Source organism: Flavobacterium sp. F52 (genome assembly GCF_000278705.1).
GTDB lineage: Bacteria > Bacteroidota > Bacteroidia > Flavobacteriales > Flavobacteriaceae > Flavobacterium > Flavobacterium anhuiense.
Window position 1 is genome coordinate 243,217 of sequence record NZ_AKZQ01000027.1, and the last position, 11,784, is coordinate 255,000.

The following is an 11,784-nucleotide window of genomic DNA, read 5'->3' on the forward strand; positions in this document are numbered from 1 at the left end:
AATTATAAAATTAACAACGATTACGCCAACATTGTAACTGGGCTTTCGATGTATTGTTTTAATGTTTGTAAGAACTGAGCGCCAGTTGCACCGTCAATTGTTCTGTGGTCGCAAGCTAATGATAACATCATTGTGTTTCCAACTACGATTTGACCGTTTTTAACTACTGGTTTCTCCACAATTGCACCTACAGAAAGGATTGCAGAGTTTGGCTGGTTGATAATTGAATTGAATTCAGTGATACCAAACATACCAAGGTTAGATACTGTAAAAGTACTTCCTTCCATTTCTTGTGGTCCCAATTTTTTGTTTTTAGCTCTTCCAGCAAGGTCTCTCACTGAACCTCCAATTTGAGATAAACTCATAGCGTCAGTAAATTTCAATACAGGAACAACTAATCCGTCTTCAACAGCTACAGCAACACCAATGTTTACGTGGTGGTTGATGATGATAGCATCTTCTTTCCAAGTAGAGTTGATTTTTGGGTGTTTTTTCAATGCTAAAGCACAAGCTTTGATTACCATATCGTTGAAAGATACTTTTGTATCTGGAACGCTGTTGATAGCGGCTCTAGCTTGCATAGCTTCGTCCATACTTACTTCGATCACTAAGTTGTAGTGAGGAGCAGTGAATAAAGATTCAGAAAGACGTTTTGCAATGATTTTACGCATTTGAGAATTTTTGATCTCTTCTGTGTAAACTTCACCAGCAGGAATGAATACTTTTGGAGCAGCAGGAGCAGATGCTTCTTGTTTAGCAGCAGGTGCTAAAGCAGTAGTTTGTGCTTGTGCAGATGGAGTAAAGTTCTCGATATCGCTTTTTACGATTCTTCCGTTTTCTCCAGATCCTTTAACTTGGCTTAATTGAATTCCTTTATCAGAAGCAATTTTTTTAGCTAATGGAGAAGCTAAAATTCTTCCTCCGTTTGAAGTTTCAGCAACAGCTTCTGTCGCTTGTGTAGCAGCAGGTGTAGCTTTTGTTTCTTCGGCAGCAGGAGCGCTTGCAGTTGCAGCGCCACCAGCAGTAAAGTTATCAGCAACTCCAGAAATGTCAGTTCCTGCAGGTCCGATGATAGCTAATAAGCTGTCAACAGGAGCAGTGCTTCCTTCTTGAATTCCGATGTATAATAATGTTCCAGCATTGAAAGACTCAAACTCCATAGTAGCTTTGTCAGTTTCAATTTCTGCTAAAATATCTCCTTCAGCTACAGTATCACCAACTTTTTTCAACCAAGTTGCTACTGTACCTTCTGTCATTGTATCACTTAAACGTGGCATAGTTACTACTACAACACCTTTTGGTAATTCAGCTGCAGCTTTTGCAGGAGCAGCAGCTTCAGTTTTTGCTTCAGCAGCAGGAGCATCCGCTTTTGGAGCTTCAGCAGCTGGAGCGTCACCACCAGCTAAAAGAGCAGAAATATCTTCTCCTTCTTTACCAATGATTGCTAATAATGAATCAACAGGAGCAGTTTCTCCAGCTTGAATTCCGATATGTAAAAGAGTTCCTTCGTTAAAAGATTCGAACTCCATTGTTGCTTTGTCTGTTTCAATTTCAGCTAAGATATCACCTTCGCTTACTTTGTCGCCTACTTTTTTAAGCCAAGTTGCTACCGTTCCTTCAGTCATAGTATCGCTCAAACGAGGCATTGTTACTTTAATCGCCATGATATTATAATTTATGAGGTGTAAATGGATAGTCTTCTTGTGCGTATACTACATCGTATAATTGTTGTAAGTCTGGGTATGGAGATTCTTCGGCAAATTTCGCACACTCTTCAACCAAGTCTTTAACTCTTTGGTCAATTACTTCAATTTCTTCTTCAGTAGCATATTTTTGATCCAAGATTACATCAAGAACTTGAGTAATTGGGTCGATTTTTTTGTACTCTTCAACCTCTTCTTTAGAACGGTATAATTGTGCATCAGACATAGAGTGTCCTCTGTAACGGTACGTTTTCATTTCAAGGAAAGTTGGTCCATCTCCGCGACGAGCTCTTTCGATAGCTTCGTGCATTGCTTCAGCAACTTTTACAGGGTTCATTCCGTCAACAGGTCCGCAAGGCATTTCGTAACCTAAACCTAATTTCCAGATGTCAGTGTGGTTTGCAGTTCTTTCTACAGAAGTTCCCATTGCATAACCGTTGTTTTCAACGATAAACACAACTGGAAGTTTCCATAACATTGCCATATTGAAAGCTTCGTGAAGAGAACCTTGTCTAGCAGCTCCGTCACCAAAATAAGTTAAGGTAACACCGCCAGTGTTAAAATATTTGTCTGCGAAAGCAATACCAGCTCCCACAGGAATTTGAGCACCTACGATTCCGTGCCCACCATAAAAACCATGTTCTTTAGAGAAAATGTGCATAGAACCTCCCATACCTTTAGAAGTCCCTGTTGCTTTTCCTAAAAGTTCTGCCATTACGTTTCTAGGATCAACTCCCATACCGATTGGCTGAACGTGGTTTCTGTAAGCAGTAATCATTTTGTCTTTGGTCAAATCCATAGCGTGCAATGCGCCAGCTAATACAGCTTCTTGACCATTATATAGGTGTAGAAAACCTCTAACTTTTTGTTGGATGTATAATGCTGCAAGTTTGTCTTCAAACTTTCTCCAAAGCAGCATGTCCTCATACCACTTTAAATATACCTCTTTTGTAACTTCTTTCATCTGAATTCTTTCTTTTGCTAAAGTTGTTTGTGTTATCGATTATTGTGCCTGTAACGCAAAATAGTTTCCTCCCACAAATTTGCGCCCGAAAGGTCGGGATGCAAAAATAAGACATTACATTTAAGAACTAAAATTAAATGACTACTTTTTGGCTTTTTTTTACAAGAACTTTTTATCGAACATCAAAGGGAGTAAGTTTTTCAAAGATGAAGATTTGTAAACTTCGCCAATTTCTCCCATAAAATAGATTTCTATAGGAGTGTCTTGTTTTATCTCATATTCTGCTATTGATTGTCGGCAAGATCCGCAAGGCGGAATAGGAGCAGTAGTCTGATTGGTGTCTGAAGCTGCTGTAATTGCCATTTTCAAGATTTTTGCTTCTGGATAAGTGCTTCCTGCATAAAAAATAGCAGTTCGTTCAGCACAAAGTCCAGACGGATAAGCCGCATTTTCTTGATTGGAACCTAAAATAACTTTTCCATTATCTAGAAGTAAAGCAGCGCCAACTTTAAACTTTGAATAAGGTGCATAAGCTTTTTTTCTGATTTCTACAGCTTGATTCATTAAATCCTGAATTTCGGCTGGAAGTTCATTTAAATTGTCAAATATTGTAAATGAAGAGGTTATATTGATTTCTTTCATCTGTTTATAAGGGAAAAAAAATCCAAATTCCTAAAATGCCGGAATTTGGATTGAATTATTTTTATTTTAATCTTTTCTCTTTAGTAATTATCGTATTTGTCTCCAAAGTTAAACGTTAAAGAGAAACGAAGTGTATTTTCTAAAGGGTTTTTTATTTTTGAAGCTGAGAATAAGTACGAAACATCAATTTTCATGATGTTGTACTTAAATCCTGCTCCTAAAGAGAAAAATTGCTTAGCACCTTTCTCTGGGCTTTCGTGGTAATATCCTAAACGGAAAGCAAAAGCATCTTGATACATGTATTCCCCAGCGATACTGTAAGTTACCTCTTTCATTTCTTCTTTAAATCCGCCTGGAGCATCGCCAAAAGATTTAAACATTCCTTCAAACCAGCCAATATCGTTATAATTTCTATAGCCAATATCTGTTGCTTCTTGTTGCGAAATATCTTCAGGATCGTCAAAATCTCCGTCGCCATTTACGTCAACTGGGGTTCCGATTCCTGGAGGTGTTGGAACTAAAAGTTTAGTAAGTTCGGCACTTAATGTAAGTTTATTGTAGTCGTCGAAAATAAAATCAAATCCTCCTCCTAATCTTAAATTGGCAGGTAAGAAGTTTGAGCTTACATTGTCATTGTCGTAACTGATTTTTGGTCCCATATTCTGAAGGTTGATACCAGCTCTCCATCTTCCGTTGAAATCCTGATAAGCAATTTCTTCCGATTGGTAAAAAGCAGCTACGTCAACAGCAAAAGAGCTTGCAGATGTGGCGTCAACTTCTTCTGAAGCAACTTTTAAATTCGAATTAATAAAACGCGCAGCAACAGCCATAGAGAATTTGTCGCTTAGTTTAAGCGAATATGATCCGTCTAAAGCAAATTCGTTAGGATTAACTTCTCTTACTGCCTCATTCGGATCTCCAGTATATCTTAGCTCGATTCCTCCAAAACCAAAATAACGAAAACTTCCTGCAAACGCGCTTCGTTCGTTGATTTTGTTGTAATACGTAACTTGACCCAATGAAATATCATTGGCAAGATCTGTTAAATAAGGAGTGTAACTGATAGAAAGGCCTTGTGCATCTTCAGAAAATGCATACTTAGCAGGATTCCATTGTTGTGAGAAAACGTCTGCAGAAGTGGCAACACCTTGGTCAGCCAAACCTGCTGCTCTAGCATCAGCAGCGACTAATAAAAATGGCACTCCAGTGACTATAGGCCTTGATTCCTGAGCCTTTGAAGTGTAAATGCTAAAAATACAAATTAATAAAAGTGATAGTTTTTTCATTTATTGGATTAGTGTTTTGGTGATGCAAATATATATAATATTATAGGATGACAAGCTTTTCGTATTTTTCTGCTTTTTTATTTGTTAAATTAGATTTTACAGTCAGTTTGTAAATATACACTCCTTTTCCGATTCTATCGCCAAAATCGTCTCTTCCGTCCCATGTTATTTCTCTCGATAAAAATCCTTCTGTCGTAACGGTTTGATTTTTTGTCCAGACTACTTTTCCTGTAATAGTCATTACCTGAACTTGCACATCTAATGGCTCATAAGGTCTATTATGAGAAAACCAAAATTGTGTATAAGTTGAAAATGGATTTGGGTAATTAAGAACGTGTGATAATGTCAAGGAATCGTCTCCTACAACTGTAAATTGGATTTCACTCGTAACGGGATTATTGTAAACATCCCAAGCAGTAAAACTTATGGTATGCAGTCCAGGAGCTAAATTTCGGAATGGAAAACGTAGATTTCCGTTGGTGTAATCGTCTAATTTTGTTTGATAGTAATCGTTCAAAATATAGGGATTGCTCACGTCTCCATCTAAAATAGCGACAATATCATGGCCGATTCCGCTTGCTGTATTTATTCCGTTCTCGTCTTCTAAAAATGCCAAAAGAAATGGCGATTCATTTGTAATTCCTCCCGATACAAAAGTTTCATCGTTCATATATAACTTCACTTTTGGACTTATATTGTCCTGTGGTGCATTTTCGTTTATTCCTCCAATTTTAATTGTGTTGTTGTAGCCAGTTTGGTTTTCTAATGATTCATTTCTTTTCGAATAAAAGCTGATTCTTCCATTGTCTAAAGGTATTCTGATGTCTCTAGGAACCACAAAACTAAATTCAAATTGTCCGTTGGTTACAGAGGCATTTCCTCTAAAAATGGTTTCTCCAAGAGTTTTAAATTGCATTGGAGGGCTAAAACCGTCATTATTTAAGGTAGTATTTGTAATTAATTTATCGAAAATAGCAGTAGCTAATTCTCCATTGTAATTGCTTAAAAGAGTGTTGTTTTCATCTGTGATTTCTCCTGAAATTTTAATTTTTGATAATGATTTTAAATCAGGAATAGTTTGTGAAATCACAATATCGTTTACTTTCGTTAAATTAATTCGTGGTTTTGGAATGGAAAGCATTAAAGCAGGATCGCCTATATAAAAGACAACATTGCTCGAAGAGCTCGGATTTTCATTTTTGGATATTCTTAAAGATTCGGCGATAGTGTTATATTGATTTGAGCCATAAGAAAGAAGATTTTTGCTAATTGTTTTGTTGAATTCTTCAGCATTTGTCTGTCCGATTTCTCTAACAGTGGTCAGCATTGAAATTGCGCCTCCTTTTGGATTCCAATACACATATTCTCCAGCTGTTGGTCTTGTCGGGTCGTCAAAACGGGAAAATTCGCATGTAATGGTAATGAATAGCGGATATTTGTATTGATTTGCAAGGTTTTGCCCGTCAGATTTCTCCCAAATTCTTTCGCTAGCCAGTCCATCTTCGCCACCATGTCCTAAATAATTAAATATAAGAGCGCCCTTTTCAAAAGCATTAAAAAAATCTGTTCTTGCTTTCGGATATCGCGATCCACCAGCGGAAGCTTCCTGTGTATAGGCGTCCAGAAAAATTTTATCAATATTAAAAAAAGGCTTTTCAGTCGCGATTTGATCTGCGAGAGCATTTTGGTTTGCTTGTAAAGTCTGGTCGCCAGATCTATCAGAGTCATCGCTAATTAAAACGATATTGTTTCTCCAATTTCCATAAGATTTTGTGTCATGATATTCTATGACTTTGTTTACCATTTCCTGAGCTTGTGCGTTGTCTGAAACCAGCATTCTTCCTAAAGCAATATCAATCCCAGCAAGAGACGGAATAATAACTCCTTCGTTGGAGTCCATTAGTCCATAAAAATCATCAGAGGGAAATGAAGCTTCGCCTACAGTATTACTTATTAGAGATTGATATATAGGTACAATATTGGTGTTGTTTGAAATTCTGTCTTTGTAGTCGTACGAAGCGTCTCCAAATAAATTTAAGTAACGTACTCTCTTATCTGGTGAAGAAGCATTGTCGTAAATATATTTGACACAATTTCTAATAGCGGCAATATCTTGTTTGCCTGAAGAAAATTCTTGATAGATGTTTTCTAAAGAAATAACTCTTACGTTTAAGCCGGAGTTTGTTCTATGAAAATTGGCTAATCGCTCCGCTTGAGACGCTAAAGATTTTGGGGTCACAATAACATAATCAATATCTTGAAAAACATTTTGACTGTTTCTAAAAAGTGTTCCTTTTAAATTCTGATTGGCAATTTTTGATTGATTTTCTTTTAATGGAGCATAATAATCAGAAGGATCTATGGCAACGTATTTTCTAACTTCTCCTAAATTAGCTTTAAAGCTAAAAGAAGACTGATTGGCATTTTCAATTTTAGAAACATTATATAGGTCTGTGACGTCCCAGATTTGCGTTATCGGTGATGCATTTCCAATTGTGTAATTGACGATTCCAGCCGTAGAGCCTGCTGCATTGTGTTGAAAATGGAATTGCTTGCCAGTGCCTAACAGTTTTCGTTTTGCGGTTAAGTTGATGTAATCCAAATAGCCTTTTGATCCTGGAACACCATTATTATTATAGGTAAGTTTTATTTTGATATTGTCGGTTCCGGTAAATTCGGTATTTGAGGGGAGCTTTCCTGTTGTGTATTTGGTGTCAGAGTTGGCTATTAACGGCGGAAAGCTTATCGAACCTGCATTTTGTCCGTTGGCTGTTATGGCAAAAGAAGTGGTGGTTAATGATGCAGCTGCTGCGCTTACCTCCATTTTTACAGGTACAGAAGTGTCGAGGTTTGAAAAGCTGAAGGAGAATTCCTGTTCTTGGTTAATATCAAATGATTCTCCGAGCCACTGGCGTCCAAGATGCACAATATTGGTTTGATCAATTTCGTGGTATTGATAGTCATCAAACGTGTTTAACTCTAAAGTGCTGTTTCCTGTCGGCTGATTTAGATTTTGAATGCGTTTTCCATCTCCTCCAGAAGCAGTAATATAATAGTAGGATTTGCTATCATATAAATTTAAGTTGGTCTGGCTTTCAGAATTCCAATTGTCAGTTCCTTCGGCATAAAAAAGAATATAATCTTCATTGTTAAAAACACCATCGTTTTCGCCAGCTATCTGTATGGCATTTTCTGTTAAGTCATTGGGATAATAAGTGCTGTTGGCAAGAGGAAGCATTCTTCCGCCATTTCCATAAATTTTTATTCTTCTTGGGTCAACTTTAGAAGCGTCAAATCCTAAACTTTGTAAAAAAGACCTGTCTATTCTGTAAACGCCTGATTTCTGAATATAAAACCGATACCATTCGCCAGAGGCCAAAACAGAATTTATTATTGCTGCCGATTTTTGAAATGAAGAAGTCGATGCGGTTCGTGAGTTTGAATTGCTAATAAAGTAAGAAAAGGATTTTATGCGTTTGTAGCTGTTTCCTTCCTTAATTATAGGAGACAAAGAAAGAAAAGAATATTTTATATCTCTTGCGTTTGTAATTATTACAGATTCATTTGGCTTTTCAGGTATGTTTTCGGGTGTTAAATCTCCTAAATCAGCTCGAGAAATTGATTCGTAAACTACGTTGTTAATTTGTGCTGAACTGCCGTTTGAAATGCCAGACTGATTTAAGTTTTGAAGCAATGTTATGCTTTTTTTTGTAATGTCGAAGCGAAAACTGCTTCCTGAGAAGTATGGAATTATAATTTTGTTTTCGCCATAATTTACCTCTTTCTTATTTTGCCAATCGATTGTTATCGTCCCATTTAACTGTGAGAATGAGAGAATTGGGATTAAAAAAATGTAAATTAGAAATGCTTGCTTCATCTGTTAAAAAGGCGAAATTTAATTAAAAAATAATTAGTAAGTAAAAATATAGTATTTCATGTTATAGTAATAATAAAAAGTATATTTTTGCGTTCGTAACTAAAGGTTATTTTCTGGTAAAAAACAGCTAAATAAAATTATTAGAACAGATGTTGCCAATTAAATGTTAATTATTATATTGCAGCACCTAAATTTATCACCTAAGAATGAGTATGAAAGTAAACAAAATTGTAGTCTTGCAGTTAATGATGTCAATGGTATTGATGTTGGGCACGGCTAGTTGTAGCAAAAAATCGAGTTCCACTCACGCTTCTAGAGCTACTGGCTGGGATGTAGATAGTCAGAATGGAACTGCTGCCAGAAATGCAGGTAAAAAACAACAGGCTGGTCCTGGTTTAGTTTTTGTTGAAGGAGGTACGTTTACTATGGGTAAAGTACAGGATGATGTTATGCACGATTGGAATAACACGCCAACTCAACAACACGTTCAATCATTCTATATGGATGAAACTGAAGTTACGAACGGTATGTACTTAGAATACCTAGAGTGGTTAAAGAAAGTTTTCCCGCCAACAGAAGAAAATTACAAAAACATTTACGAAGGAGCATCTCCTGATACATTAGTTTGGAGAAATCGTTTAGGATACAACGAAACGATGACTAACAACTATTTAAGACACCCATCTTATGCTAACTATCCTGTAGTTGGTGTGAACTGGATTCAAGCAGTTGAATTTAGTAAATGGAGAACAGACCGTGTTAACGAGGCTGTTTTAGAGAAAAACGGATATCTTAAAAAAGGAGCTAAAACAAATGATGTTAATGCTGAAAATGCATTTAATACTGAAGGATACTTAATGTCTCCAAGTACATCACGTGGTGCAAGCGAAGAAATCGTTTTAAAGAAAAATCCAACTGGAAGAAGACCTAAAGCTGGTAAAGACGGTGTTGTGCCAGAAGAGAAAAATGTTTACGCACAACGTTCATCTGGAATTATTTTACCAGAATATAGACTTCCTACAGAAGCTGAGTGGGAATATGCAGCTGCAGCTGACGTTGGACAAAGAGAATACAATATCTACAAAGGACAAAAGAAATATCCTTGGTCTGGAGATTACACACGTTCTAACAAACGTAAAAACAGAGGTGACCAATTGGCTAACTTTAAACAAGGAAACGGTGATTACGGTGGAATTGCAGGTTGGTCAGATGACGGAGCAGATATCACAAATGCTGTGAAAAGTTATGCGCCAAACGATTTCGGTCTATACGATATGGCAGGAAACGTTGCAGAATGGGTAGCTGACGTTTACAGACCTATCATTGATAACGAAGCAAATGATTTCAACTACTATAGAGGTAACCAATATGCTAAAAACAAAATTGGTAAAGATGGTAAAATTGAAATTGTTACAACATCTACAATTAAATATGACACTTTAAGTAACGGTAAAGTTATTGCAAGAAACCTTCCGGGAGAAATTGCTCAAGTACCTGTTGACGAACAAGAAACTTATTTAAGACAAAATTTTAGCCAAAGCGATAACATCAACTACAGAGATGGTGATAAGCAATCTTCTAGATTTTTCGATTTTGGTGATTCAGAGTCTGGGCCAAAAGCAGATCAGGCAATGTACAACTCTCCTAAACACAATGTTACAACAGACAGTTTAGGAAAAATGATTAGAAAATATGATAACTCTAGTAAACGTACAACTTTAATTGATGATAAAGTAAGAGTTTACAAAGGAGGATCTTGGAGAGATAGAGCTTACTGGTTAGATCCAGCTCAAAGAAGATATTTCCCTCAAGATATGGCAACTGACTATATTGGTTTCAGATGTGCAATGTCTAGAGTAGGTTCAAAATCTGAAAAAAGAAAATCTCCTAGAAACTAAGATTTAGGAATTCAAATACTAAAAATTCCAAATTCCAAAAGCTGAATATTCAGTCTGGAATTTGGAATTTTTTTATTGTTTTTTTCTACTTTTATGACTTATTAAAAAATATATAAATGAATATTCAAGACATTCATAACTTGTTTTTACAGTGCAGTTCTCTGTCTATTGATACAAGAAAAATCGAAAAGAATTCAATGTTCTTCGCCATTAAAGGAGAGAATTTTGATGCGAATACATTTGCTAAAGAAGCATTAGATTTAGGTGCTTTATTTGTTGTTATTGACAATGCATCTTATTTTATTGATGATAGGACGATTTTGGTGGAAAACAGCCTGAAAACGCTTCAAGAATTGGCAAAATTTCACAGAACTTATTTGGCTCTACCAATTGTTGCCTTAACGGGTAGCAACGGAAAAACAACTACAAAAGAATTAATCAATGTTGTACTGTCAAAAAAGTTTAAAACAAAAGCGACTGTAGGCAATTTAAACAATCATATAGGCGTGCCATTAACTTTGCTTTCTTTTACCAAAGAAACAGAAATTGGGATTGTAGAAATGGGAGCCAATCACCAAAAAGAAATCGAATTTCTGTGCCAGATTGCACAACCTGATTTTGGATATATAACGAATTTCGGTAAAGCGCATTTGGAAGGTTTTGGTGGAGTGGAAGGTGTAATTGCTGGTAAAAGCGAAATGTATCAATATCTTGCGGCAAACCAAAAAACTGTTTTTGTAAATCTGGAAGATCCTATTCAGATAGAAAAATCTAAAGGAATAAAATCATTTACTTTTGGGGTAAAAAAAGAAAATGCAGATTTGAATATTCAGAATATTACTGCAAATCCTTTTGTTGCTATTGATTATAATGATTTCTCAATTGAATCGCATTTAATTGGGCTTTACAACGCCAATAATATCAATGCAGCTACAGCAATCGGAAAATACTTTAATGTAAAAGAAAGCGATATAAAGAGTGCTATCGAAAATTATATTCCGGCAAACAATAGATCTCAAATGATGCAAAAAGGATCAAATGAGATTATATTAGACGCTTATAACGCTAATCCGAGCAGTATGGCTGTTGCCATTACTAATTTCTTACAGTTAGACAAGAAAAATAAGATTATGATTCTTGGAGATATGTTTGAATTGGGAGATGAAAGCCTTTATGAGCATAAGGTTATTGTTGATTCTTTGGCAGATCAAAAACAAGCACAATGCTTCTTAATAGGAAAATCATTTTTTGCCAATAAAATTTCAAATGAAAATATTCAGTTTTTTGAGACATTTGATGCCTTTGCAGAATTTCTAAAAACCTTCAAATTTGATTCCAATATGATATTGATAAAAGGTTCGAGAGGTATGGCCTTAGAGCGAACTTTAGATTGTATATAAAAAAAGAAAACCAT

7 protein-coding genes are annotated in these 11,784 nt (G+C 36.0%); 2 read left to right on the forward strand and 5 right to left on the reverse strand.

Translation table 11 applies throughout. From position 1 onward, the window contains the following. Window positions 1-20 precede the first annotated feature (20 nt). The 5 genes from FF52_RS14620 to porU form a co-directional block, all read right to left on the reverse strand. The gene (locus FF52_RS14620; RefSeq protein ID WP_008466666.1) at window positions 21-1,664 is read right to left on the reverse strand and encodes a pyruvate dehydrogenase complex dihydrolipoamide acetyltransferase; all 1,644 of its coding nucleotides are present in this window, start codon (window positions 1,662-1,664) and stop codon (window positions 21-23) included. A gap of 4 nt (window positions 1,665-1,668) precedes the next feature. Then, a complete protein-coding gene (pdhA, locus tag FF52_RS14625) occupies window positions 1,669-2,667 on the reverse strand; it encodes a pyruvate dehydrogenase (acetyl-transferring) E1 component subunit alpha (RefSeq protein WP_008466667.1) in 999 nt (332 codons plus the stop codon). Between the two features lie 159 nt (window positions 2,668-2,826). Then, window positions 2,827-3,309: a cytidine deaminase gene (gene cdd, locus FF52_RS14630; RefSeq protein ID WP_008466668.1), complete on the reverse strand. Its 483-nt coding sequence runs from the start codon at window positions 3,307-3,309 to the stop codon at window positions 2,827-2,829. A gap of 80 nt (window positions 3,310-3,389) precedes the next feature. Further along, a complete protein-coding gene (porV, locus tag FF52_RS14635; protein ID WP_008466669.1) occupies window positions 3,390-4,595 on the reverse strand; it encodes a type IX secretion system outer membrane channel protein PorV in 1,206 nt (401 codons plus the stop codon). Window positions 4,596-4,635: 40 nt separating this feature from the next. After that, window positions 4,636-8,472 carry a type IX secretion system sortase PorU gene (porU, locus tag FF52_RS14640; RefSeq protein WP_008466670.1) on the reverse strand — a complete coding sequence of 1,279 codons (3,837 nt, stop codon included), beginning with the start codon at window positions 8,470-8,472 and terminating at the stop codon, window positions 4,636-4,638. A gap of 212 nt (window positions 8,473-8,684) precedes the next feature. Here porU and gldJ point away from each other — a divergent pair, with 212 nt between their 5' ends. Together gldJ and FF52_RS14650 are read left to right on the forward strand one after the other, a co-directional pair. After that, on the forward strand, window positions 8,685-10,370 hold the full coding sequence (gldJ, locus tag FF52_RS14645; protein WP_008466671.1) for a gliding motility lipoprotein GldJ: 1,686 nt from the start codon (window positions 8,685-8,687) through the stop codon (window positions 10,368-10,370). 116 nt (window positions 10,371-10,486) lie between these two features. After that, a complete protein-coding gene (locus tag FF52_RS14650; RefSeq protein ID WP_008466672.1) occupies window positions 10,487-11,770 on the forward strand; it encodes a UDP-N-acetylmuramoyl-tripeptide--D-alanyl-D-alanine ligase in 1,284 nt (427 codons plus the stop codon). Window positions 11,771-11,784 lie beyond the last annotated feature (14 nt).

Excerpts from the sequence above, each read along its gene's own strand:
- FF52_RS14620 (WP_008466666.1), bottom strand. The coding sequence starts at position 1,664 with ATGGCGATTAAAGTAACAATGCCTCGTTTGAGCGATACTATGACTGAA.
- pdhA (WP_008466667.1), bottom strand. The coding sequence starts at position 2,667 with ATGAAAGAAGTTACAAAAGAGGTATATTTAAAGTGGTATGAGGACATG.
- cdd (WP_008466668.1), bottom strand. The coding sequence starts at position 3,309 with ATGAAAGAAATCAATATAACCTCTTCATTTACAATATTTGACAATTTA.
- porV (WP_008466669.1), bottom strand. The coding sequence starts at position 4,595 with ATGAAAAAACTATCACTTTTATTAATTTGTATTTTTAGCATTTACACT.
- porU (WP_008466670.1), bottom strand. The coding sequence starts at position 8,472 with ATGAAGCAAGCATTTCTAATTTACATTTTTTTAATCCCAATTCTCTCA.
- gldJ (WP_008466671.1), top strand. The coding sequence starts at position 8,685 with ATGAAAGTAAACAAAATTGTAGTCTTGCAGTTAATGATGTCAATGGTA.
- FF52_RS14650 (WP_008466672.1), top strand. The coding sequence starts at position 10,487 with ATGAATATTCAAGACATTCATAACTTGTTTTTACAGTGCAGTTCTCTG.